The 26,000-nt window shown below is 74.3% G+C and carries 11 protein-coding genes; 2 read left to right on the forward strand and 9 right to left on the reverse strand.

What is annotated here, in order from left to right; translation table 11 throughout:
- Positions 1-6 precede the first annotated feature (6 nt).
- Positions 7-789 (forward strand): SagB/ThcOx family dehydrogenase, encoded by a 783-nt coding sequence (locus tag WMF42_RS31035; protein ID WP_437686368.1) that lies wholly within the window; start codon positions 7-9, stop codon positions 787-789.
- Positions 790-811: 22 nt separating this feature from the next.
- Positions 812-1,858 (forward strand): TOMM precursor leader peptide-binding protein, encoded by a 1,047-nt coding sequence (locus tag WMF42_RS31040; protein WP_437686369.1) that lies wholly within the window; start codon positions 812-814, stop codon positions 1,856-1,858.
- Between the two features lie 141 nt (positions 1,859-1,999).
- Here the strand turns inward: WMF42_RS31040 and WMF42_RS31045 are convergent, their stop codons facing one another.
- From WMF42_RS31045 to WMF42_RS31085, 9 genes are all read right to left on the reverse strand, one after another.
- Positions 2,000-3,145 carry a cytochrome P450 gene (locus WMF42_RS31045; RefSeq protein ID WP_061613163.1) on the reverse strand — a complete coding sequence of 382 codons (1,146 nt, stop codon included), beginning with the start codon at positions 3,143-3,145 and terminating at the stop codon, positions 2,000-2,002.
- 410 nt (positions 3,146-3,555) lie between these two features.
- On the reverse strand, positions 3,556-4,215 hold the full coding sequence (locus WMF42_RS31050; RefSeq protein ID WP_061613162.1) for a hypothetical protein: 660 nt from the start codon (positions 4,213-4,215) through the stop codon (positions 3,556-3,558).
- 52 nt (positions 4,216-4,267) lie between these two features.
- Positions 4,268-5,674, reverse strand: a complete 1,407-nt coding sequence (locus WMF42_RS31055; RefSeq protein WP_061613161.1) for an amidohydrolase family protein — start codon at positions 5,672-5,674, stop codon at positions 4,268-4,270.
- Between the two features lie 94 nt (positions 5,675-5,768).
- Positions 5,769-6,431 (reverse strand): glutathione S-transferase family protein, encoded by a 663-nt coding sequence (locus WMF42_RS31060; RefSeq protein WP_061613164.1) that lies wholly within the window; start codon positions 6,429-6,431, stop codon positions 5,769-5,771.
- A 93-nt stretch (positions 6,432-6,524) separates the two neighbouring features.
- Positions 6,525-9,818, reverse strand: a complete 3,294-nt coding sequence (locus WMF42_RS31065) for a type I polyketide synthase (protein ID WP_437686370.1) — start codon at positions 9,816-9,818, stop codon at positions 6,525-6,527.
- Positions 9,815-15,532, reverse strand: coding sequence for a type I polyketide synthase (locus tag WMF42_RS31070; protein ID WP_437686371.1), 5,718 nt, complete (start codon positions 15,530-15,532; stop codon positions 9,815-9,817). Before WMF42_RS31070 ends, WMF42_RS31065 begins: the two co-directional genes overlap by 4 nt.
- Complete coding sequence (locus WMF42_RS31075) at positions 15,529-22,656, reverse strand: acyltransferase domain-containing protein (RefSeq protein WP_437686372.1); 7,128 nt, start codon at positions 22,654-22,656, stop codon at positions 15,529-15,531. Before WMF42_RS31075 ends, WMF42_RS31070 begins: the two co-directional genes overlap by 4 nt.
- Positions 22,657-23,154: 498 nt before the next feature.
- Positions 23,155-24,156, reverse strand: a complete 1,002-nt coding sequence (locus WMF42_RS31080) for a PAS domain-containing protein (protein ID WP_437686373.1) — start codon at positions 24,154-24,156, stop codon at positions 23,155-23,157.
- A gap of 379 nt (positions 24,157-24,535) precedes the next feature.
- Positions 24,536-25,993: an OmpA family protein gene (locus tag WMF42_RS31085; protein WP_061609535.1), complete on the reverse strand. Its 1,458-nt coding sequence runs from the start codon at positions 25,991-25,993 to the stop codon at positions 24,536-24,538.
- Positions 25,994-26,000 lie beyond the last annotated feature (7 nt).

The following is a 26,000-nucleotide window of genomic DNA, read 5'->3' on the forward strand; positions in this document are numbered from 1 at the left end:
GACACCATGGCAAGGAGCAAAGAGGCGGACATCGCGCGGCTCTATCACCTCCAGTCCGCTCACGTGAGATCGCGGCCGTTGGAACCGGCGTTCGACGCGGACACCCAGCCGCTCCAGTTCCGCACCTACGTCGGGGCGGAGCGCACGGCGCTGCCGGGGCGCGATTTCGCGATCGACGCCCCGCTCGGCGCGGTGCTGGAGCGACGCCGGTCGATCCGCGAGTTCGCCCTCCGGCCGATGCCCCTGGAGGCGCTCGGGCGGCTCCTCCACGCGAGCTACGGCGTCCGGGGTGCGCGCACGATCGATGGAGAGTGGACCTGCGATCGCCCCACCCCCTCGGCCGGGGGACGGTACCCGCTCGAGGTCTACGTGGCGACGCAGGCCGTCGAGGACCTCCCGGACGGCCTCTACCACTACGACGCGCGCGCGCACGAGCTCGAGCTCCGCCGGGAGGGCCTCGCGCACGCCGCGCTCGCGGATCTGACGCTGGCTCAGGCCATGGTCCTGAACACCAACGTCGTGGTCATCATCACGGCGGTCCCGTTCCGCACCATGTGGAAGTACGGCCAGCGCGGCTATCGCTTCCTGTGGCTCGACGCGGGGCACGTCGGCCAGAACCTCTACCTCGTCGCGACGGCCATGGGCCTCGGCCCGGTGGCGATCGGCGGCTTCTACGACGACGAGCTCAAGGCCTTCCTGGCGCTCCCGCCCGAGGAGGACCCCATGTACGTCGTCTGCATCGGTCAGCACGGGCCGGCAGAGGGCCCGGCAGGCGCCCAGCGCGGTTGAACACGGAGCGTCGGAGAGCACCATGTCCAGAATTCGACTCAGCCGCTCGGCCAGCATCACGCCCACGGACGCGGGGGTCATCCTCCGATCCGATCTGGGCACCTTCCAGCTCACCGGCGCGGACGTGAGCGCGTTCCTCGAGCGGATGGCGCCGCTGCTCGACGGGTCGCGCGACCGCGAGGCGATCGTCGAGGCGCTCGCCGACTACTCGAGAGAGAGCGTGACCGCGTTCCTCGATCTGCTCGAGGCGCGCGGCCTCGTCGAGCCGGCGCCCGACGCGGCGGAGCCCGCGGATCTCGAGCGCCTCCGCGGGCAGGCCGAGTTCCTCCGCAGGTGGTCGTCGGCCCCGCAGCAGGCGGCGCAGCGGCTGGCGAGCGCGCGCGTGCTCGTCGTGGGCCTCGAGCCCTGGGGCGCCGCGGCGGCCCTCGCGCTCGCCGCAGCGGGGATCGCCGCGCTGCGCCTGATCGACGACGGCGCGGTCGGCCCGCGCGACGCGGCGGTGCTCCGGGAGCGCGGCCAGGCGGCGCTCGGCGCGCCCCGCCGCGGCGCCGTGGCGGCGCTGATCCGCGAGCGCGCGCCGCGGTGCCGCGTGGACGAGAGCCCCGCCGCGGCGCTCGACGCGGGGGACCTCCTCTCGCCGGAGGGGCGCCCTCACCTGGTCGTCGCGGCGGCGCGCGGCGACGACGCGGTGCTCCTCACGCGCGTGGCGCGGTTCGGCCACCGCGCGCAGGTCGCCTCGCTCTTCGCGCACCTCGCGGGGACGACGGCCGTCCTCGGCCCCCTCGTGATCCCGGGGAAGACGGCGTGCCGGGTCTGCGCGGCGGCCGAGGCGCTCAACCCGCCGCTCGCGGCGCGCGCCCCGGCCATCGAGCGCGGGTCGCCGCCGCACGCGGGCGCGATGGCGCAGATGCTCGGCCACCTCGCGGCGATGGAGGCGCTCAAGGTGCTCTCGGAGTACACGCCGTCGAGGCTCGGGGGTCGGGTGCTGATCCAGGACCTCTCGACGCTCGAGACGTCGCACAACACGCTGGTGAAGCTGCCCTGGTGCGGCGTGTGCGGCGAGGGGTGACGCGGGCGCCGAGGTGCTCTACCTGCGGCCGTGAAGCGGGCTCGCCCCACGCCGCCGCCGGCCTGACACGCCATGATCGGCCGGCCCCTCGACGACCGCTGCGCGATCCCCGGGCTGGTCTGACGGGCGGCCGCCGCGCGCTCAGGCGGAGAAGGTCACCGGGAGCGCGCGGAGGCCGCGGATGAGCAAGCTCGGGATCCACTCCAGGCGGGGCTCGGCGACCGCGAGGTTTGGCAGCCGCTGGACGATCGTGTTGAGCACGACCTGCGCCTGGACGCGCGCCATCTGGGCGCCCAGACAGAAGTGCGTCCCGCCGCCGAACCCGACGTGCCGGGTGTCCTTGCGCAGGATGTCCATCCGGTCCGGGTCCGGAAAGCGGGCCGGGTCGCGGTTCGCCGCGTGGAGGAAGCCGAAGGCGATCTTCCCCGCCTCGATGCGCACGCCGCCGATCTCGACGTCCTCGCGGGCGCGGCGCGAGGACTGGTACCCGGCGCCGTCGTAGCGCAGGATCTCCTCCACCGCCTTGTCGATGAGCTGCGGATCCTCCCGGAGCTTCTGCAGCTGGTCAGGGTTGTTGATCAGGGCCAGCGCGCCGTTGCCGATGAGGTGCGTCGTCGTCTCGTGACCGCTGGCGAGCAGCAGCGCGCACGTCGATATCAGCTCGGCGTCGCTGAGCATGCTGCCCTGCTCCTCCGCGACCAGGAGCCGGCTGAGGACGTCGTCGCCGGGGTGCGCCCGCCGCTCGTTGATCAGGTCGCGAAGGAACCCCTCGAACCCGACGACCCCCTGATGGCCGAGCTCGATGGTCGCCTCGTCGGGCATCGGCGCCCCGAGCAGCCGGAAGAGGGCGTCGGACCACCCCTTGAGCCGCTCGGTGTCCGCCGGCGCGATCCGGAGCAGCCTCCCGATGACGACGCCGGGCAGCGGATACGCGAGGTCGCCGATGAGGTCCATGCGCCCGCTGGCCGACGCCGCGTCGATCATCTCGTCCGCGATCCGCTGGACCAGCGGGCGCAGCCCCTCGACCACCTGCGGCGTGAACGCCCTGGCCACGAGGCTGCGCAGCCGCGTGTGCCTGGGAGGGTCGGCGAGCACCATCCAGTGAGAGATGAACTCATCGTACCGCTTCAGCTTCTGCCGCAAGAGCGCAGGGACGCCGCTGGTGTAGTAATCGACGCGCTCCGCCGAGAAGCGCGGATCCCGCAGGATGAGCTGCACGTCCTCGTAGCGGGTCAGACAGTAGACGTCGAGCCGAGGGTCCCAGTAGACGGGGTCCTCGGTCCGCATGCGCTGGAGCGTCGGGTGTGGATTGGCGGAGAACTCAGGACCGAGAAGATCGTATCTTGGCGCAGCGCCATGGACTCCCATCGTGGACCGACTCCTGGTGAATGCGGGGGTACCATGTATCGTAGCACCGCTGCGGACAAACGGCCCCATGAGCGAACACCTGGACGAACGGAATCAGAAAAACTGAGGTGCCAGGATGGAACGGAGGGTTCGGCCAGGCGATCCTGCGCGCTGGCCGCTGTAAATGTAGGGCAGCACGCCCGAGGTGTGATGACGTGCACAGCCGTCATCGCACGCTTCGACACGACGCCAGACATGCGGCCCACGGCTCGCAGGCGAGTCTGGAAAGTCCATACGTCACCGCACGTCGCGTGCGAAGCCCCACAGGCGTGTCACAGCCCACGCCGCGCTCATCGACCGCTGGGCCCGCCATCACCCCTGCCCGAGCGCTTGAGCTCCCGCACGACGATCGCCCCGTGGTTGCGGCTCGGGATGTCAGGGTAGAAGTCGCTGACGATGTGATCCCTGTCGGGTACGGTGAACCCGTAGCCCCTGTACACCTCGAGGAACGGATCGAGGAGGCAGCCGTTCAGCTCCATGAACGCGTAGTCGCGCGCGTCCACCTCGCCGTGCCGCCGGCAGTAGGCGTCATAACCGGGGATCTTCGCCCCGGCGACGACGTAATCGAGGCCGAGCTCCTCGGCCAGCCTGACCGGCGTCTCGATGAGGAGCGCATAGCCCCGGGCCCCGCGCGCCTCCCGCCGGATCGTGCCCGACACGAGGTAGAGGGCGTTCGCGGTGGCCATGTCGATGTCCGGCAGGTTGCCGTTGTTGGTCACCTCATCCCAGCTCCTGAAGCCCTTGCGCCCGCTGCGCTCGTACCTCGTCGGGCAGCTCGTGAGCGTGCCGATGATCTCGCCGTCCTGCTCGAAGACCCAGAACCCCTGGGGGAATTTCGCGAGCCGGACGAGCATCGTCTCCCGGGTCGCCCGCTGGTACTCGGGCCAGTCCTCCTCGACCCGCATGATCGCATCGATGTCCGCGACGCTGGCTTGACGCGCCTTCACCATGGCTGACCTCCCCGTCGCGACCCCGGCCGCCCCGGCGTCGCGCGATCCATCCTCACAGCTTGCCGCTCCTCGTCGCCGCGACGAGCGCCAGCCCGTCGTGCCCCGGGTCGGACGCCACCTGGCGCGCGATGGCGTCCGCCGCGGCCTGCGCCTCCTCGAGCACCGCGCGCTCGTCCATCGTGAGCACCTGGCCGTCGCGCATCACCGTCCGCCCCGCGACAATCACCCGCTTCACCTCGGTGCCGCGCGCGTTGTACACGAGGTTCGGCACGATGTTCCGCACCGGGGAGTCGAGCAGCGGGGCGAGGCTCGGCTCGCGGAGATCGATGAGGATCAGGTCGGCCTGCTTGCCCACGTCCAGCGACCCGATCTGATCCCCGAGGCCGATCGCCCGCGCGCTGTCGATGGTCGCCATGCGCAGCACCTCCCAGGGCGGCATCACCTTCGGGTCGCGCCGCGCGATCTTGTTGAACAGCGCGGTGAGCCGCATCTCGTTGAACATCGAGCACGCGCTGTTGTCCGAGCCGAGGGCCACCATGCCGCCCGCCTGCTTGAAGGCGAGCGCCGGCGGCACGATGCCGTCGATGAGGCCGATGGCGCTGGAGCAGAGCATCATGCGGACGCCGCGGCGGGCCATGAGCTGCACCTCGTCCGGCGTCGCCTCGGTGAGGTGGACGGCCATGAGCTGATCGTCCAGGTAGCCGAGCTCGTCGAGGTACGCCGGGGTCCGCTGGCCGTGGCGCGCGAGCACCTGCGCGATCTCCCGATCTCCCTGGGCCACGTGCATGTGGATCATGAGGCCTTCGCGATCGGCGGCGCGCTTGATCTTCTGCAGGTGTTCCCGGAGAACGACGTCCGCCGCGACCGGCCCGAGCAGCACGGTGATGCGCCCCTCCGCCGCGCCGTTCCACTCGCGCGCGAACGCGACGGCCGCGTCGATGTCGTCGCCGACCTCCGGATCGAGCGGATAGAGCCCGTCGAGCTTCGCGTCCATGCCGAGCGCGCTGATCGAGGCGGCGAGGCGACCCCGGACGCCCGCGGCCGCGTACGCCTGCGGCCAGCCGGGGAAAGGGGCGATGTGGTCGAGGAAGGTGGTTATCCCCGACTTGATCCCCTCGAGGAGGGTGAAGCGCGAGCGCGCGAGCGCGTCCGCGTCGTTCACGTACTTGTAGTAGATCCAGTAGGCCTTCTCGAGCCAGTGGTCCACGTCCTGCGCCACGCCGCGGATCACGTTGACCGGCGAGTGCAGGTGCGCGTTGATGAACCCCGGGAGCATGGCGTGGCCGGTCGCGTCGATCCGCTCCTCGGCGGTGAACCGCGCCGAGAGCTCCGCGGTCGTGCCGACCGCCGCGATGCGCCCGCCCTCGATCGCGACCGCCCCGTCGCCGACGTATCCCACGCCGTCTCCGCGCATGGTCAAGGCGTGTGCGTGCACAACGAGCGTGTCGGCATGTTCCATCTGAGAGCTCCTTATTCGGTTGCGACGGCGCGCCGGCGCCGAGTCCATGAAGCAGGCAAAGGAAGAGGGATGACGGAGATGGCGTGATCGACGCTCAGGACTGTCCCAGCACCCTCCCTACCTTGCGCCACGACGGGCGCGATGTGACGCGCTCCCACCAGGCCGCCACGCCGGGCCGGCTCGACACGAAATCGCCGCCGCCGGAGGCGATCAGGTAATTGATGTACGGCATGTGCGTGATGTCCGCGAGCGAGAAGCTCCCGCCGGCGAGGTACGGCTGGGTCGAGAGCGTCCTGTCCATGACGTCGAACGCCAGGGCCACGTCCTTCCTGGCCTTCTTCAGCATCGGCTCGTCGGGCGGCGGGGGGAAGTACACAGCGCCAGGGCTGCTCCAGACGAGGTTGTAGACAGGCCCGCTCCGGATCACGTCATAGGCCGGCCCGCTGAGATACGATTGCTCGGAGCTGATCCATTGCTCCATCCGCGCCCACTCCCGGATGTCGCGCGGCGTGAGCGAGGTGCCGGGGAGGCGCTGATCGAGGTAACGGATGATCGCCCGCGACTCGTAGAGAAGAAACCCGTCGTCCTCGAGCACGGGGATCTCCCCGAACGGGTGCCGCGCCAGGTGCTCGGGGAGCGTCTTGTCCTCGCCCTTCAGCACGTTCACCTCGACGAGCTCGGCCTCGTGCTCCTTCTCGGCGAGGACGGTCAAGACCTTCTGGGTACACGTGCTCTCCGGCATGCCATAGACCTTCATGGAAACCTCCTTCTTGCCTTCGCCGTTCACGTCTTCAATCGGCGCCACCCCCGACGTGGCCGCGGGCTCCGCGCCCGCGCGCCCGCGCGCCTGTCACCGACGTCCGTCGACACCGCGCTCCGCCGGCGGCAGGTGCTCGAGCAGGTAGCGCGTGAGGAGCTGGACCGTCGGATACTCGTACGCGAGCGTCGACGGCACCGGCTGGCCGGTGCGCGCGGACAGCTCGTGGCGCAGATCCACCGCCATGAGCGAGTCCATCCCGAGCTCGCGCAGCGGGAGATCCGTCGGGATGTCGCGCGCGTCCGGCAGCAGCAGGACCGCCGCCACGTCGGCCCGCACGGCGGCCTCGACCTCCTCCGTCCGCGCCTCGGCGGGGAGCGCCAGCAGCCGCTCGACCCAGGGCGTCGGCGTCCCGGGCGCGCGCGCCGCCGGGGCGGCGCCGTCCAGCGCCGCGTCCGCGCCGTCCAGCGCCGCGCCCGCGCCGTCCAGCGCCGCGCCGTCGCCCGCCGCCGCGATGAGGCTGGCCGTGGCGGCGATGACGCTGGCCGCCGCGGCGACGCCGTCGCGCGCCATCGGGACGCCGTCGAGGAGCAGCGCGCCCGGGCGCGGAGCGGCCGGCGCGGCCTCGCGGCGCGGCGCCCGCGGCTCGGGCGACGCGTTGAGCCAGTACCGCTGCCGCTGCCAGGGGTACGTCGGCAGCGCGACGAAGCGCCCCTCGGGGTAGAGCCGCCGGAAATCCACGGCGGCGCCGCAGGCGTACAGCGCCCCGACCGACTGCATCAGGCACCGGAGCTCGTCCTTCCCCCGGCGCAGCGTGGGGATCGCGTGCCCCTCGGCCGACGACGCGGCGAGGCACCGCTCCAGGTAGCCGGCGAGCGCCGGCTGCGGCGCCACCTCCAGGAAGGCGCGGTGCTGGTCGGCGATCGCCGCCTCGACGGCGCGGGCGAGCTGCACCGGCTCCCGCATGTTCCGCGCCCAGTACACAGCGTCGAGCTCCGCGCCGGACACCCGCGCCCCGGTCACGGTGCTGTACATCGGCAGCGACGCGCGCCGCCGCGCGATCGGGCCGAGCGCCGCGATGAGCTCGCCCGCGAGCGGCGTCATCTGCGGCGAGTGGAACGCGTAATCGACGTTCAGCGAGCGGCACGCCACGCCCCGCTGCCCGAGGCGCTCCACGAGTTCCGCGAGCGCGGCCGCCTCGCCCGACAGCACCACCGAGCCGGGATCGTTGATCGCGGCGACGCAGAGCCGGTCCTCGACCCCCTCGAGCGCGCGGGCCGCGTCCGCGGCGCTCAGCGAGACGGAGGCCATCTTCCCGCCGCCCGTCGCGCGCTGCATGATTCGCCCGCGGATCACCGCGAGCCGGACCGCCTCCTCCAGGCTGAGCACGCCGGCCACGTACGCGGCGGCGATCTCGCCCACGCTGTGCCCGATCACCGCGTCGGGCGCGACGCCCCACGCGCCGAGGAGCGCCGACAGCGCGATCTGGATGCCCAGGATCGCCGGCTGGGCCACCTCGGTCTCGTCGAGGCGCGCGCTCGCCTCCGGCGCGGCGAGCTCGCTTGCGAGCGAGAACGGGGCGTGCTGCTTCACGACAGCGTCGACCGCCTCGAGCGCCGCCCGGAAGACGGGCTCGGTCGCGAGGAGCGCGCGCCCCATGCCCACCCACTGCGATCCCTGCCCCGAGAACACGAACGCGAGGCGGGTCCGCGACGCCGGGTTGGCCCGGCCCCTCGCGATCCCCGGGCGCGACGCGCCGGAGGCGAGCGCCGCGAGCGCGTCGGCCAGCTCGTCCGTGGAGCGGGCCACGATCGCCGCGCGGTGCTCGTGGTGGCTCCGCCGGACGGCCGCCGTGGCGGCGATGTCGTGCACGCTCGCGGCGCCGTCGCGCGGCGCCTCGGTCAGGTGGCGGTGGTACGCCTGCGCCAGCGCGACGAGCGCGCCCGGGCTGCGGGCCGAGAGCGGCACCACGACGGCGGATCGAAGCGCGCCCGCGACGGCGGCCGCGGCGGGCGCGGGCGCCTCCTGCAGCACGATGTGCGCGTTGGTGCCGCTCAGCCCGAACGAGCTCACGCCGGCGATGCGGGGCTTGCCCCCCGCCGCCCAGGGCAGGTTCTGCGTGGGGAGGACGAACGGGGTCCCGGCGAGATCGATCCTCGGGTTCAGCGTCCTGTAGTGCTGGTTGGCCGGGATGACCCCGTGCTGCATCGCGAGCACCGCCTTGATCAGCCCCGCCACCCCGGCCGCGGCCTCCAGGTGCCCGATGTTCGACTTGACCGCGCCGAGCGCGCACACCGAGCCGTCGTCGCGGGGCTGCCCGAGCACGCCGGCGAGCGCCTCCACCTCGATGGGATCGCCCAGCGAGGTCCCGGTCCCGTGGGTCTCGACATACCCCACGTCCGAGGGCGAGACGCGGGCGCTCTGCAGCGCCTGCCGGAGCATCGCCTGCTGCGCGAGGAGGTTCGGCGCGGTGAGGCCGGAGGAGCGGCCGTCCTGGTTGACCGCCGATCCGCGGATCAGCGCGAGGACGCGGTCGCCGTCCGCCAGCGCGTCGGACAGGCGCTTGAGCACGACGACCCCGCACCCCTCGCCGCGGACGAAGCCGTTCGCGCGCGCGTCGAACGTCTTGCAGCGCCCGTCGGGCGAGAGCGCCTGGAGCTGCGCGATGAGCCGCGTGATGAGCTGCGACAGGATGAGGTTGACCCCGCCGGCCAGCGCGAGCGTGCTCTCGCCGGCGCGCAGGCTCTGGCAGGCGAGGTGGACGGCGACGAGCGACGACGAGCACGCCGTGTCCACCGCGAGGCTCGGCCCCTCCAGGCCGAGCGCGTAGGACAGCCGCCCGGCCGGGAAGCAGTGGCCGTTGCCCGTCGCGGCGTACGCGTCCTGCTCCTCCGGCGCCCCCGCGGCGCTGAGGAGCTGGTAGTCGTTCGTGGTGATGCCGACGAAGACGCCGGTGCGCGTCCCCGCCAGCCGATCGGCGGCGATGCCGGCGTGCTCCAGCGCCTCCCAGGCCACCTCGAGGAGCAGGCGCTGCTGCGGGTCCATCTTCACGGCCTCGCGCGGCGAGATCCCGAAGAACTGCGCGTCGAACCTGTCGACTTCCTTCAGGAAAGCGCCCCAGGGCAGGGCGTCGTACCCGGGCGGATCGAGCGCGAAGCGCCCCGCAGGCGCCTCGGACACGGCGTCGACGCCCGCCTCGAGCAGGCGGAAGTAGCGCTCCGGATCGTCCGCCCCGCCGGGGAAGCGGCAGCCCATGCCGATGATCGCGATCGGCTCGGTCTTCTCGCGCTCGACCGCGCGGAGCCTGGCCTCGAGCTCCTTGATGACGGTCGCCGCCTTGAGAAGGCGTGAGAGGTAATCGTCTTCGGATATGGCGGAGGTGCTCATCGTCTCTCGCTCCCCAGGATCTCGTCCTGGCCGTTGTTCACGCGGTTCAGGGATTCATCGATGAACGCGAGGATCTCGTCCCGGCTGAGCTGCGCCGGAGGCGCGGCGCGCGGTGGTTCGCCGAGCGCCGCGCTCGCCGTCGTCGGCGGCGCGGGCGGCGCGTCCGGCGCCGGCAGGTCCATCCTGTCGATCAGGTGCTGCGCCAGCGACGCCACCGTCGGGTAGGTGAACAGCAGCGCGACCGAGAGCCTGATCCCGAGGCTCGCCTCGAGGCGGTTGCGCAGCTCGAGGCCCATGAGCGAGTCGACGCCCAGGCTGCGGAACGTCGCCGTCGCGTCAACCATGGCCGCGCCGAGGTGGATGACCCGCCCGAGCTGCTCCCTGAGGTGCTCCTCGAGGAGCCGCGCGCGCTCGGCGGGCTCCGCCTCGATCAGCGCCTCGCGGAGGCGCGGCGCGCGGGCCGCGTCGGGCGTCTCGCGCGCCTCGCGCGCCCTGCTCCGCTCCGCCTGCCGCAGCTCCGACAGGAAGGGGGCGCCCGCCGCGCTCGGGTAGAACTCGAGCCACTGGCGCAGATCCAGCCGGAGCACCGCGATCTGCGCCGGCGCGCCCTCGAGCAGCCGCCCCAGGACCTCGAGCCCCTGCGCCGGCGTGAAGCCGCCGACGCCGCGGTGCGTAAGGCGGTCCCCGAGCCCCCGCGCCGCGACGCCGCCCGCCTCCGAGAACATGCCCCAGTCGATGGACAGCGCCGGGAGGCCGAGCGCGCGGCGGTGGTGCGCGAGCGCGTCGAGGAACGCGTTGGCCGCGGCGTAGCTGCCCTGCCCCGAGGGCCCGAGCAGCGAGGCCGCGGACGAGTACATCACGAAGAGGTCCAGCCCGCGGTCGCGCGTCGCCTCGTGCAGGTTCCACGCGCCCTGCACCTTGGGCGCCATCACCCGTCCGAAGCGCTCCGCGTCGAGCGAGAGCGCCGTCGCGTCCTCGAGCACCATGGCCGCGTGCACGACCCCGCAGAGCGGCGGCATCTGCGCGTCGATCTCGGAGAGCACCCGGGCCACGTCGTCCGGCCGCGACACGTCGCCGCGGAGCGCCAGCACCCGGGCCCCCTGCGCCTGCATGGCGTCGATCGCCGCCCGCGCCGCCTCCGTCGGGCCGCTCCGGCCGACGAGCGCGACGTGGCGGGCGCCCTGCGCGATCAGCCACCCGGCCAGGCCGAGCCCGAGGCCCCCGAGCCCGCCGGCGATCATGTACGTGCCGTCCGCGCGCACGCCCGGCCGGGCCGGCGCCCCGCCGGCCCCGCGCCGCGCCGCGGCCGCGCACGCGGCGAAGGAGCTCCTCGCGAGGCGCGCCACGTACCGCCCGTCCGCGCGCAGCGCGATCTGGTCCTCCCCGTCGCTCGCCGAGATCGCGCCGAGCAGGGCGCGCGCTGCCTCGTCGGCGGCCCAGACCGGGTCGAGGTCCACGCGCGCGCAGCCGATCTCCGGGTGCTCCATGGCGAGGGTGCGCCCGAGCCCCCAGAGCGGCGCCTGCGCCACGGACAGCGGCGAAGCCCCCGCCCCCGCGGGCTGCGCCCCGCGCGTGACGAGCCACGCCGGCGGCGGGTCGCGCCACCTGCGCTGGAGGACGGCCTGCGCCAGGTAGAGCGCGCTCAGGCTCCCGAGGCGCTGATCCGCCTCGAGCGTCGCCGCTGTCGTGGCGTCCGCCGCGGCCGCGTCCAGGCTGAAGAGGTGCACCACCCCGCGGCACGCCGCGTCGCCGCCGAGCGCGTCGTGGAGCAGCGCGCGGTAGCCCTCGGGATCGGCCGGATCCACCTCGAAGAGCGCCGGCTCGACGCGGCGGTAGCGCGCGCCCGCGGCGACCCGCACGCACGCCTCCCCTCGCCCCTCGAGCAGCGACGCCAGGGCCGCCCCCGTGCCGCCGCGGTCCATGAAGATCACCCAGACGCCCGCGGACGGCGCGGCGGCCTTCGCCGGCGCTTCCTGGAGATCGCCGGCCCAGCGCCAGTCGAGCGCGATCAGCCACTCCTCCGCGGGATGGCGCCCGGCGAGCGCGCCGGCAGCGAGCCGCTGCGCGCGCATCCCCCGGACCTCGGCCACGACCTGCCCGTCGTCCTGGAGGATCCGCAGATCCCCCGCGGGCGGCCCGACCTCCCCGGCCTCGCGCGGGCGCAGGCGCGCGTGCACCCACGCCGTCCGGGCCGGGCGCCCGTGGACCCGCACGAGCTCGACCCCGACCGGGACCAGCGCGCCGTCGCCCGCGCGCAGCGCGTCGTCGGCGAGGAGCAGCCTCGCCAGCACCTGGAAGCAGGCGTCCAGGAGGGCGGGGTGGAGCCGGTACGCCGCCGCCGACGACGCCACGCCGTCCGGCGCGCGCACCCGGCCGAGCGCCTCGCGCTCGCCGAGCCATAGCTGCTCCAGGCCCTGGAAGCTCGCGCCGTACTGGATCGAGATCGCGCGCATCCGCTCGTTGTGCTCCGCGGCCGAGACGGCCGCCGGGCAGCGCGCCCGGATGTCGCCGATGCCGCCGATGTCGCCCACCGCCTCGGCGCCGCCGGGCGGCTGCGCGAGCACGCCGCCGGCGGCGTGGCGCGTCCAGCCGCCGCCCTCGTCGTCCCGCGTGAACACCTGGAACGAGGCGCGCCCAGCGCCGTCGTCGACGAGCGCGACGTGGACCGGCCGCGCGCCCGCCTCCGGGAGCGCCAGCATGCGCTCGAACGTCACGTCCTCGACAGCGTGCGCCCCCTCGCCGTGGACCTCCGCCGCCGCGGCGAGCGCCATCTCGATGTAGGCCGCGCCCGGCAGGACGATCTCGCCCTCGACCCGGTGGTCCGCCAGGTAGGCCAGCGCCCCGTCGGGGCTCAGGTCCCGCTCCCAGAAGCGCGCGCCGGGCTGGGTGGCGACCGAGAACGACGCGCCGAGGAGCGGGTGCGCCGACGCCTCGCCACGCGCGTGCCGCGGCCGCCGGGGCGCGCCGGGCGGCCGCGCGCCCGTGTCGATCCAGTGCCGCTCGCGCTCGAACGGGTAGGTCGGCAGCGGGACGCAGCGCCCCCGCGCGGGGAACAGGCGCGCCCACGCCACCGGGTAGCCGCGCGCGTAGAGCGTCGCGAGCGACTCCAGCAGCACGCGCCGCGCCCCCTGGTCCCGGCGCAGCGACGGCACCGCCGCCCCGCCGTTGTCGCCGTGGCGCAGCGCCTCCTCGACGGCGGGGAGCAGCACCGGGTGCGGGCTCATCTCCACGAAGATCGCGTGGCCGCCCTCGAGCAGCTCCTCCACCGCCTGGCAGAACAGCACCGGCTCCCGCAGGTTCCGCGCCCAGTAGCCGGCGTCGAGCGCCTCGTCGTCGCACCAGCCGCCCGTCACCGTCGACCGCATCGCCACGCGGGGCGGCCCCGGCGCGAGCTCGCGGAGCGCCTCGAGGAGCTCGCCGCGGAGCGGATCCACCTGCGGGCTGTGCGACGCCACGTCCACCTTGATCTGCCGGCAGAAGACGCCCTGCCTCGACAGCGCCGCGAGCACCTCCTCCAGCGCCTCCGGCGCGCCGGCCACCACCGTCGACCGCGGGCTGTTGCTCGCCGCCACCGACAGCCTGTCCCGGTGGCCGGCGATCGCCGCCTCGGCCTCCTCCAGCGGCAGCTCCACGACCGCCATCGCCCCGCGCCCGCTCAGCCGGCGCAGCAGCCTGCTCCGGCGGCAGATGACCCGCGCCGCGTCGTCCAGGCTCAGCGCCCCGGCGACGTGCGCGGCCGCCGCCTCGCCCATGCTGTGGCCGACCACCGCGTCGGGCTCCACGCCCCACGACCGCCACAGCGCCGCGAGCGCGACCTCCATCGCGAACAGCGCCGGCTGGACGACGTCGATCTGCCCGAGCCGCGAGCGGCCCTCGTCCGCGCCCAGCTCGTCGAGGAGCGACCACCCGGTCTCCCGCCGGATCGCCGCGTCGCACGCCTCGATCGCCTCGCGGAACACAGGCTCGCTCGCGAGCAGATCGCGCCCCATGCCCGGCCACTGCGACCCCTGGCCCGGGAACACGAACACCACCTTCGGCCGCTGCTCCGCGCTCGCCTGGCCGCGCGCGAGCCCCTGGCGCTCCGCGCCGCCCGCGGCCGCGTCGAGCAGCGCGCAGAGCTCCTCGCGCGAGCGCGCCACCGCCGCGAGGCGGTGCTCGTGGTGCCCGCGCCGGACCGCCGCGGTGTAGGCGACGTCCCGGAGCGACGGCGCCCCCGCGCGGTCCCCGCCGGCCAGGAAGTCCCTGTACGACCGCGCCAGCGAGAGGAGCGCCCCCGGGCTGCGCGCGGACAGCGGGACGACGACAGCGACATCGTCGACCGCGGCGTCGTCGCCCGCGGCCGCCGGCGGGCGCGGCGCCTCCTCCAGCACGGCGTGGGCGTTGGTCCCGCTCATCCCGAACGAGCTCACCCCCGCCAGCCGGCGCCGCGCCCCCGGCCGCCATGGGACGGGCTCTGTCGGGATGACGAACGGCGTTTTCTCCAGCGATATCCGCGGGTTGAGCGCCTTGAAGTGCAGGTTCGCCGGGATCTCCCCGCGCTGCAGCGCGAGCACCGCCTTGATGACGCCCGCGACCCCGGCGGCCGCCTCGAGGTGCCCGATGTTCGTCTTCAACGCCCCGAGGACGCAGGTGGAGCCGTCCTCGCGCGGCGCGCCGATCACGTCGGACAGCGCCTCCATCTCGACCGGATCGCCGAGCGGCGTCCCGGTCCCGTGCGCCTCGATGTACCCGAGGTCCGCGGCGGAGACGCCGGCGCTCTCGAGCGCCTGCCGCAGGAGGGCCTTCTGCGCGAGGACGCTCGGCGCCGTCAGGCCCGTGGAGCGGCCGTCCTGGTTCACGGCCGAGCCGCGGATCACCGCGAGCACCGGGTCGCCGTCGGCGAGGGCGTCCGAGAGCCGCTTCAGCACGATCATCCCGCAGCCCTCGCCGCGCACGAAGCCGTTCGCCTGGGCGTCGAACGTCTTGCAGCGCCCGTCGACGGAGAGCGCCTGCGACGCGGCGAGCGCCTGCGTCAGCCACGGCGCGAGCATGAGGTTGACGCCGCCCGCCACGGCGAGCGAGCTCTCCCCGGCGCGCAGGCTCTGGCAGGCGAGGTGGATCGCGACGAGCGACGACGAGCACGCCGTGTCCACGGCCATGCTCGGGCCCTGCAGCCCGAGGACGTAGGACAGCCGCCCGGCCGGGAAGCAGTGCCCGGTGCCGGTGATGGCGTACATGTCCAGCGCCGCTTCCTCGGCCGCGCAGACCCTATCGTAGTCCGTCATCACGACGCCCACGAACACCCCGGCCCGCGTCCCCGCGAGCCGCTCCGGCGGCTGCCCCGCGCGCTCCAGCGCCTCCCAGGTCACCTCGAGCAGCAGGCGCTGCTGCGGGTCCATGCTCTTCGCCTCGCGCGGCGTGATCCCGAAGAAGCGCGCGTCGAAGAGGTCCACGTCCTTCACGAACGCGCCCCAGCGCGCGGCGCGCTGCTCGGCCCCGCCGGGCTCCGGCGCGTCGACGGGCCACCGCGCCGCCGGGACCTCGGTCACCGCGTCCCGCTTCTGCTCGAGCAGCTCCCAGAGCGCCTCCGGGGTCGCGGCGCCGGGGAAGCGGCACGCCATCCCGACGATCGCGATGGGCTCGGTCCTCGCGCGCGCCTCGGCGTCGAGCTTCGCCTGCAGCTTCTTGATGGTGAGGAGCGCTTGCTTGACGACAGGCAGAGGTTCGCTGCTCATCCGACCGGCCCTCCCGCGACGGACAGGATGCTCTGGAGCAGCAGCTCCTCGGCCCTGTCGTCCGACATGCCCGCGATCTCTTCCTCGAGGCCCGACAGCGGATCGGGCGGCGCGGCGGCGCCTCCGCTCCCGGGTGCGCGCTGCGCCGCCTCTGCCGGCCCCGGCGCGGGCCCGAGCTCGCGCAGCAGGTGGTCGCTGAGGGACGCCACGTCGCCGTAGGTGAACAGCAGCGCGGCCGACAGCTTGAGCCCTGTTGTCGACTCCAGCCGGTTCCGGAGCTCGATGGCCATCAGCGAGTCGAGGCCGAGGCTCCTGAACGGCGCGAGCCGCGGGATGCGGGACGCGTCCTGGCGCAGGCTCTTGCCGAGCTCCTCGCGCACGTGCTGCTCCACGACGGCCGCGCGGCGCTCGGGCCGCGCGCCCTCCAGCGCCGCCTTCAGGCGCGACGCCGCCGGCGGCGCCGCCGCCTCGGGGCCGCGCTCGTCGCGCAGGAGCTCCGACAGGAGCGGCGCGCCCGCCGCGCTCGGATAGAACTCGACCCACTGGCGCAGGTTCAGGTCGATCGCCCCGATCTCGGGCAGATCGGCGGCGAGCACCCGCGCCAGCACCTCCGCGCCCTGCGCGGGCGTGAAGCTGCCGATCCCCCTGTGCGACGGCCGCGCCGCCGGGCGCTGCGGCCCCGCCTCCGGGCCGCGCGCCGCGAGGTCGCCCCAGTGGACGCTCAGCGCCGGGAGCCCGCTCGCGCGCCGGTGCTGGGCGAGCGCGCCGAGGAGCGCGCTCGCCGCCGCGTCGGCGGCCTGCCGGGGAGCGCCGATCAGCGACGCGCCGGACGCGTACAGGACGAAGAGGTCGAGCCCCCGCGCGCGGGTTGTCGCGTGCAGGTTCCAAGCGCCGAGCGCCCTCCGGACCAGCCCGTCGCGGAGGCGCGCCGCGTCGAGCTCCAGCGCGGCCCCGTCCTCGAGCGCCTCGGGCACGAGGAAGATCCCCCGGAGCGGCGGCGCGCCCCGATCGAGCTCCGCCAGCACCCTGGCCACGTCGTCGGGCCGCGCCACGTCGGCGCAGAGGACCTGCACCGCGGCGCCCGCCCCCTCGAGCGCCTCCCTGGCGCTGGCCCAGGCCGGCGTGAGCGTGTCGTCCTCGGCGACGAGCGCGAGGTGGCGGGCCCCCTGCGCGACCATCCAGGCGGCCACCGACATCGCGACGTCCCCGAGGCCTCCGGCGATCATGTACGAGCCCTCGCCGTCGAGGCGCGCGCCCCCGCCCGCGAGCAGCTCCGGCGCGGCGCGCGAGAGGCGCGCCACGTGGCGGCCGCTCGAGCGGAGCGCGACGTCGCCCTCGCCGTCCGTCGCCTCGAGCTCTCGCAGCAGCGCCAGCGCGTCCTCCCTCGCGGCCGCGCCCCCGCCGTCCGGGCTCAGATCGACGCGCGCGCACCCGAGCTCCGGCAGCTCGACGGCCAGCGTCCTGCCGAGCCCCCACAGCGGCGCCTGCGCCACCGACACGGCCGCGGAGCCCGCGCCCACGGCCTGGGCGCCGCGCGTCACCAGCCAGAGCTTCGGCGTGTCGCGCCACCCCATGCGCACGAGCGCCTGCGCGAGGCGCAGCGCGCTCGGCGCGCCGAGCGCCTGATCCGCGGCGATCGCCTCCGCCGTCGCCTCCTGCGCCGCGGCGTCGAGGCTCCACAGGTGCAGCGCGCCGCGCGGCGCGGGCTGGCCGGCGAAGGCGTCGCGGAGCGCCGCGTGGATCGCGCCGGGGTCCGACGGGTCGGCGGCGTAGAGATCCGGCCCGAGGCGCGCGTACCGCTCGCCCGCCGCGATCCGCACGCACCGCTGGCCTCGCTCGCGCAGCAGGGACGCGAGCGCGTCGGCCGTCCCCCCGCTGTCGCCGAGCAGCACCCAGGCGCCGGGCGGCATCGCGCGCGGCGCGCGCTGCGTCTCGGTCGCGTGGTCCTTCCGCCGCCACGCGACGCCGTAGAGCCACGCGTCGGCGGCGTGACGCTGCGCCGGCGCGCGCGGGGCGAGCCGCCGGAGGCGCAGCCCCTCGGCGTCCGCCACTGTCTGCCCCGCGTCGTCGAGCAGGCGCAGATCCAGGGTGACCTCGCCGGCCTCGCCGCCCTCCCCGGAGCGCAGCCGGCCGTGCGCCCAGAGCGCCGCTCCCGGCTCCTGCCGGCGGAGCACGCGCAGGCGCTCCAGCGCGACAAGCACCGTCATCGCGCCGCCGCCCGGCGCCGCGGCGAGGTCGAGCAGCCCTGCCGCGACCTGGAAGCACGCGTCGAGCAGCGCGGGGTGCACGCGGTAGGCGACCGCCTCCTCGGCCAGCGCTCCCTGCATGCGCGCGCGCCCGAGGGCCTCCCCCTCGCCGATCCAGAGCCGCTCCACGCCCCGGAAGCTCTCGCCGAACGACAGCCCCGCCGCGCCGAGGCGCTCGTAGTGCTCCGCCCCGCTGATCTCGCGCGGGCACCGCGCCTGGATCGCCCGCGGCGCCTCGCCGCCCGGCGCCGCGCCCGCGGCCCCTTCGCGCCACCGCAGCCTCCCGGCCGCGTGCCGGACCCAGGCCCCGCCGTCGAGGCTCGACACGGCGAACGCCGCCTCCCGGGCGCCGTCCTCCGTGACGACGAGCTGGGCTCTCCGCCCGCCCTCCGGCGGGAGCACGAGCATCCGCTCGAAAACGACCGCCTCGATCGCCACCTCGGCGGCGCCGCGCAGCTCGGCCGCCGCCGACAGGGCCATCTCCACGAAGGCGGCCCCCGGCAGCACAGCGTTCTGCTGGACGCGGTGATCCGCCAGGTACGGCAGCCGGTCGACGCCGATCTCCTGCTCCCAGAAATGGGTCTCCGGCTGCATCGACGACGTGAGGCGGCGGCCGAGGAGCGGGTGCCCGGGCTCCGCGCCGCGCGCCGCCGCGGCGCGGGCCGGGGCGCGGGGCGCGCCGTCGTCGATCCAGTACCGCTCGCGCTGCCACGGGTAGCTCGGCAGCCGGACCGCGCGGCCGCCCTCGGGGAACAGCCGCCTGAAGTCCACCGGGTGGCCGTGCGCGTACACGGCCCCGAGCGCCGCGAGGATCGTCCGCCGCTCGTCGTGGCCGCGGCGCAGCGAGCCGAGGGCCACGCCCTCGTGCCCCCCGTCGCGCAGCCCTTCCTCGATCGCCGGCACGAGGATCGGGTGCGGGCTCATCTCCAGGAACAGCGCGTGGCCGTCCCCGGCGAGGCGCGCCACCGCCGGCGAGAACAGCACCGGATCCCGCAGGTTGCGGACCCAGTAGGCCGCGGTGAGCTCGGGGCCCTGGCCGATCTCCCCCGTCACCGTCGACACGATCGGCACCAGCGCGGCGGCCGGCGCCACCTCCGCCAGCGCCTCCCGGAGCTCGTCGAGCAAGGGATCGACGTGCTGGCTGTGCGACGCCACGTCCACCTTGATCCAGCGCCAGAAGACGCCGCGCCGCTCGATCCCGGCCAGGATGTCCTCCAGCGCGCGCCTGTCTCCGGACAGCACCGTGGACCTCGGGCTGTTGCTCGCCGCCACCGAGGCGCGATCCTCGTGGCCGCGGAGGGCGCGGGACGCCTCGGCGAGCGGCAGCTCGACGAGCGCCATGGCGCCGCCCGCGCGGAGCCGCCCGAGCAGCCGGCTGCGGCGGCAGATGACGCGCGCCGCGTCCTCCAGCGAGAGCGCCCCCGCGACGTGCGCCGCCGCGACCTCGCCCATGCTGTGGCCCACCACCGCGTCGGGCTCGACCCCCCACGAGCGCCACAGCGCCGCGAGGGCCACCTCCACCGCGACGAGCGCGGGCTGCACGACGTCGATCCGGTCGAGCCGCGAGCGGCCCTCGTCGGCGCCGAGCTCCTCGAGGAGCGACCAGCCGAGCTCGCGCCCGATCGCCTCGTCCCACGCCTCGAGCGTCGCCCGGAAGACCGGCTCGGCCTCCGCGAGCGCGCGCCCCATCCCGACCCACTGCGAGCCCTGGCCCGGGAAGACGAAGGCGATCTTCGGCCGCCTCCCCGGGCTCCGCTCGCCGCGGGCGACGCCCTCGCGCGGCTCGCCCCGCACGAGGGCGTCGAGCAGCTCGGCGAGCTCCTCGCGCGATCGCGCCACGATCGACGCGCGGCAGTCGTGGTGGCTGCGCCGGACGCCCGCTGTGTAGGCGAGATCGCGCAGGCTCGACCCCTCCTCCCCCGGCGCCTGGCGGACGAGGTCCCGGTACGCCTCCGCCAGCGCCGCGAGCGCCTCGGGCCGGTGCGCGGACAGCGGCACGAGCTGCGGCGGCTCCTCGCCGGCCGGATGGAGCGCCTCCCAGCGCACCGGCTGGCCGGCGGCGTGGAGGGCCCCGAGCGACTCGAGCAGCACGGCGCGCTCGTCCCCGCCCCGGCGGAGGGACGGCAGGACGAGCGCCTGTCGCCCCGCGTGCTCGGCGCACGCCTGGATCGCGCGGCTCGCCATCGGGGTGGGGCTGACCTCGAGGAAGGTCGCGTACCCCTCGCGCACGAGCTGCGACGCCGCGTCGGCGAAGAGCACCGGATCGGCGAGGTTCCGCACCCAGTGCTCGGCGTCGAACCGCGCGCCGTCGAGGAGCGAGCCGGTCACGCCGGAGGCGATCGGCACCGACGCCGGGCCGGGCCTCACCCCGCGCAGGCATTGGAAGAGCTCCTCCCGAAGGGCGTCGATCTGGGCCGTGTGCGGCGCGGCGTCGATGTGCACGCGGCGGCAGAAGACGCCCTGTCCGGAGAGCGCCGCGAGCAGCTCGGAGAGCGCCTCCGGGTCTCCCGCCAGGACCGTCGACGCCGGGCTCTCGCGCACCGCGCGGCACAGGCGCCCCTCGTACCCGGAGAGCGCCCGCCCGGCGTCCTCCCATGAAAGCGCCACGAGCCCCATCGCGCCGCGGCCGCGGAGCCGCGCGATCAGCCGGCCCTGCTCGCAGGCCACCAGGATGGCGTCCTCCAGGCTCAGCACGCCGGCGACGTGCGCCGCCGCGCACTCCCCGACGCTGTGCCCCACCACGGCGGCGGGCTCGACGCCCCACGAGCGCCACAGCGCCGCGAGCGCGACCTCGACGGAGACGATGGCTGGCACGGACACGTCGAGCGCGTCGAGCCACGGCCCGCCCTGGCCCGCCGCGAGGAGCGCGAGCAGCGACCAGCCCAGGTGCTCCTGGATGATCGCGTCGCACCGCTCGACGACCGCCCGGAACACGGGCTCTCGGTGGAGGAGCGATCGCCCCATGCCGGCCCACTGCGATCCCTGGCCGGGGAACACGAAGACGGGCCTCGGGCGCTGATCCGACGGCGCATGGCCCACGGACAGCCCGGGCCTCGCCTCGCCCGCGAGGTACCCTTCGAGCAGCCCCCGGAGCTCTCCAGGAGAGCGCGCCGCCGCCGCGAGGCGGTGCGGCGCGTCGCTCGAGCGCGCCGCCGCCCCGCGGCACATCCTCGAGAGGGGCGCGAGGTCTCCGGACGCCGCGAGCTCGTCGAGGACCTCCCGGGCGAGCGCGCGCAGGGCGCCTGGGCTCCCGGCGGACAGCGGGAGCAGCTCCGCCTGGGAGGGCCACGGCGCCTCGAGCACGATATGGCAGTTCGTCCCGCCGATGCCGAACGAGCTGACCCCCGCGAGGGCGGGCCTCTCCGGCTCGGGCCAGGCGCCGAGCGCGCGCTGCACGGCGAGGCGCAGATCGTCGAAGGGGATATGAGGGTTCGGCGTCTCGAAATGGAGGCTCGGCGGCAGCTCCCGGTGCTTCAGGCAGAGCGCCACCTTGATGAGCCCGGCCGCGCCCGCCGCGGACTCGAGGTGACCGATGTTGGTCTTCACCGATCCAACGAGGAGCGGCCTCTCGGCCGGGCGGCCCGCGCCGAGCGCCGCGCCGAGCGCCCTGGCCTCGATCGGATCGCCGAGCAGGGTCCCTGTTCCGTGCGCCTCCACGTAATGGACAGCGGCGGGCTCGACGCCGGCCCGCGCGTAGGCCGCCCGGAGCAGCGCCTCCTGGGCGGCGGGGCTCGGCGCGGTCAGGCCGTTGCTGGCGCCGTCGTTGTTGACCGCGCTGCCGCGGATCACGCAGTAGATGGGGTCTCCGTCGCGGATGGCTTGCGCGAGGGGCTTGAGCGCGACAACGCCGCCTCCCTCCCCCCGGACGTACCCGCTCGCGCGCGCGTCGAAGGTGAAGCACCGCTCGCCGGGCGACAGCGCGCCGAACTTGGCCACGCCGATCGTGCTCTCCGGGATGAGGTTCAGGTTCACGCCGCCGGCGAGGGCGAGCGTCGATTCGCCCCGGCGGAGGCTCTCGCACGCGAGGTGCACCGCCACGAGCGAGGCCGAGCACGCCGTGTCCACGGAGAGGCTCGGCCCCTCCAGGCCGAGCGCGTACGAGACGCGGTTGGCCACGATGCTGTGGTGGAATCCGATCGCCGAATGCTGGGTCAGGGCCTCGGGCCCGGCGCGGTGGACCAGCATTCCGTAGTCCATCCAGGCCACCCCGAAGAACACGCCGCTCCGGCTCCCCTTGAGCTCCCCGGCGGCGATCCCCGCGTCCTCCAGCGCCTCCCAGGACAGCTCGAGCATGAGCCTTTGCTGGGGGTCCATGTGGACTGCCTCTCTCGGGGAGATGCCGAAGAACGACGGATCGAACCGGTCGATGGCGTCCAGGAACCCGCCAGAGCGGGTATTCATCTTGCCTGGCGCGGAGATGTCGGCGTCGAAGAGCGCGTCCGGATCCCACCGCGACAGCGGCGCCTCCGTGATCGCGTCCACCCCCTCGCGGAGCAGCCGCCAGAAGGCGCCGGGGCTCGGGGCCCCGGGGAAGCGACAGGCGACGCCGATGATCGCGATCGGCTCTGCCTCGCTTGCCGCGGTGATCGCCGCGGGCCGGCGCGGGGCCGCGGGCGATGCGCCCGCTGGCGCGGCGAGGTGGCGCGCCAGGGCGTCCGGGGTCGAGTGCTCCCAGATCAGGAGGGGTGATAGAGGGCGGCCGAGCACCCGCGAGAGCTCGTCGATAAGGACAGCGGCGCCCTGCGAGTCGATTCCATAACGACTGAATTGTTCTCGAGCATTGACGCTCCGCGGGTCGACGCCCCGCGTCGTCGCAATGCGATCGACGAGCCAATCCCGGATGAACTCCGTTGTGCGGGCCACACTTTGTACTTGCACGTGGATGCCTCGGGTTCGGGCAGCAAGTGGATGAATGTTCGGCGCAAGACGCTCGGAACGAGCTGCAAAGCCAGGCGTGAGCAACGCAGACACTACCCCACGGACGACGCCATCCCCTCAGCGCCGCCCCATGGCCGCCCCCGCCCGCTTCACGAAGGAGCTTGTCTCGCGATCCAGGACTCGGCCACTCACTATCGAACAAAGCAGTGCAATAGCGTACAGAGTAAAGACGTTTTATCTAACGGAGTCGACGTGTAGGAGAAATGCGCCGAACCGAAGCGACCATGGGAGTCGCTCGACTGACGGGCCGTTGCTCTCGGTCTCTCTGGACGCGGGGCTCCACGACGCGCGCCCCCTTTCGCTCGACGGCGCAGCGCTGGAGGGCGCACGGTTTCGACGTCGGAACGCGTGAATTTTCGCGGCGCTGGCGCAACAGGGGGGATCGGGCGCGTGCGGCGATGCGCCGGTCGGGCGGCGCAGAAGGAGGAAGAGGTCGAGCTACCGCGGAGCCAGCGGCGCAGCGCCGGTGGTCGGGTTCGCCTGGACAACGCCGTTGCCGCTCTCGGGGCTGCCCGGGCGTGCTGGCAGCTTGTTCTTGCTGTCGCCGGCCCTCATCGCATAACTGATGCCGCTCGCCAGCGTGCCCAGGGTCACAATACCGTCCAGGCTGGATTCCAGGCTCACAAATGTTCGCGCCACGGCCGGGGTGATGCCGGTGAGCACCACGCGCGCCCCGAGCAGCCGCGCCGCTCGAGCGGCGCTCACGAGCGCGTTGGCAACCTGGGTGTCCACGAAGCGAACGCCGGTGATGTCGAGGATGGCGGTGTGGGCGCTCTGCTGGGAGATCCCATCGAGCAGCGTCTCGAGGATCTCGCGGGCCCGCATGCTATCGATGGTCCCCACGAGCGGCATCGCGAGCACCCCCGGCCCGAGCGGCACGAGCGGCGTCGAGAGCTCGCGGATCGCTGCCTGCTGCGCCCTGATCACCTGCTCCTTCATCGAGAGGCGATCGAGCTCCGAACGTTTGAGGTCGGTGAGGTCCGTGACGAAGGCGCCCACCCCGAGCGGCGCGCCCTTCGTGTCGTAAATGGGAAACTTGATCGTGTAGAAGTAGCGGGTCCCGTCCAGGTTCGGCAGCTCCTGCTCGTATTCGAGGGGCTTGCCGCCGGCGAGGACCTCCACCTCTTCCGCGATCATCCTCTCGGCGATCTCCGGGGGGAAGATGTCGCGCTCGCTGCGGCCGAGGATCTGCTCGGGCGTCGTCTGCTGAGTCTGCGCCGCGAGCCTGCTGATCGCCACGTAGCGATGCTCGAGGTCCTTGATGAAGAAGATGTTGGGGGCGTGATTGACGAGGGCGACGAGGTAGTCATAGCCGTGCTGCCCGATGCTCGGGGAGACGACGCGCTCCTCGACGCCAGCCGTCGAGTCGCCGCGCGGCGCCGACTCCAGCGCAGCGAGGCGGCCGCGGAGGCGCGCGATCTCGGCCTTGAGCTCGTCCACGCTCGCCTCCGCCGCGATCGCCTCCTCGCCGGAGGGAGCCGGGGTTCCCTCTGCTGACTCCGCACGCTGCCCCAACGGCTCTTCTGTCATCGGCGAGCTCTCCCGTCCGTCCATGCGTAGAGGTAGCGCGGAGTGCTGTCGGTGAGCAAGGCCTCTCCCTGCGTCCGAGGGCGCTTACCTCGGCGCAGCACCTGGCACACTCGTTCCTGGCTCGCAGGCGGAGCTCGCCCGGGGACGCGGCAGGCGCAGCGGCCCAGGCGATCTCGTCAACGGCGCTGCCGCAGCGTGAATCCGCAAGCAGCTTGGTGCTGGTCTGGCGCGCGTCGCGCTCGTGGCGGGATGGGATGGATTCAGCGGCGCGCCCTCCGGGGCGGGCGCGTCACTCGTCGATCACGAACTCCACGCGCCGGTTCTTCGCCAGGCTCGCCGGGTCGTCGCCGTCGGAGAGCGGCCTGTCCGGACCGAAGCCCTCCGCCGTGAGCCGGCCGGGGCTGACGCCCTTCTGGATGAGGTACTTCCGGACCGTGTCCGCGCGCTCCTGGCTGAGCTGCAGGTTCAGCTCGCGCGTGCCGGTCTCGTCGGTGTGCCCCTCGACCCGCACCCGCTCGAGCTCGGGGTTGGCCTTCATCACGAGCGCCACCTGGTCGAGCGTCCTGTACGACTCCGGCTCGAGCTCGGCCGACCCGCTCCGGAAGCGGATCGTGTCGCGCATCACGAACTCGCCCTCTTCGTACGAGACCCGCGGATCGCCCTTGTCCGGGCAACCGTCGTCGTCCTCGACGCCGTTGATCGTCTCCTTCTCGTCCGGGCACTCGTCGTCCGAGTTCGGCACGCCGTCCTTGTCGTCGTCGGCGTCCTCCTCGGGGCAGCCGTCGCTGTCGTAGTCGCCGTCGCGATCCTCGGCGACGTCGGGGCACTGGTCGCGCTCGTCGTCGACGCCGTCGTGGTCGCGGTCGTGCGAGGTCGGCGTGTACTTCACCCCCGCGAACACGCGGAAGATCGGCACGCCGTAGCCGGCCAGCGCGCCGACGCCCGGGCCCGCGGTGATCTCCCACTCCTCGTTCGGGTTGATCTTCACGTACCCGAGCGCCTCGAGCGGCGTCTCCTCCTCGTTCAGGCTGTCCGCGGCGATGCCGATGCCGCCGTTGGCCTCCGCGCCGATCTCGACCTTGCCGGTGATGCCGCCGAAGCGGTAGCCGAGCGCCGCGGCGTACGTCAGCTCGCTCGCCGCCTCCACGTTCGCGTACGTCGTCCCCTCGCGGATCGCGACGCCCGCGTTGACGCCGAACCGCAGGCCGGGCGCGAAGCGGTGATCGAGCACGATGCGCGGCCAGAACACGACGTTGCGCGCGCCGCCCGAGAAGTCGCCTGTGTGCGTGGGCACGCGCAGCTCGGCCACGAGGGCGAGGCCGATCGAATCGCGGTCGTCGAGCAGGCGCAGCTTCGGCACGAGCCGGATGTCGCCGAGCCCCGCGAACGACGGCGAGCCCTCCCCCGACTGCGCGAGGAAGAACGGCACGTCGAGGCCGAGCGCGAACGGCTCCGCGATCGTGACCGAGGCCATGAGGTCGGCGCCCAGGCGGCCGCTCACGATCTGGCGCCGCAGGTCGCCGGCGCCCGTCGCGACGATGAGCGGGTTGCGCGCGTAGTTGAGGAACAGCCCGAACGCCCACGGGTCCGCGGGCTCGCGGACGCCGGAGCCCTCGGTGACGACGAAGGCGTCGTGCGTGACGGCGGGCTTGAAGCGCTCGACGTCGATGTCCGTCTCCTGCGCCGACGCGCTCGTCGCGGCGGCGAGGACGGTGCAGGCGGTGGCAGCGATGATCCGTGCGCGCATGGGTCTC

Origin of the sequence: Sorangium sp. So ce176, from assembly GCF_051519835.1 — a bacterium.
In the GTDB taxonomy this organism is placed as follows: Bacteria; Myxococcota_A; Polyangia; order Polyangiales; family Polyangiaceae; genus Sorangium; species Sorangium cellulosum_G.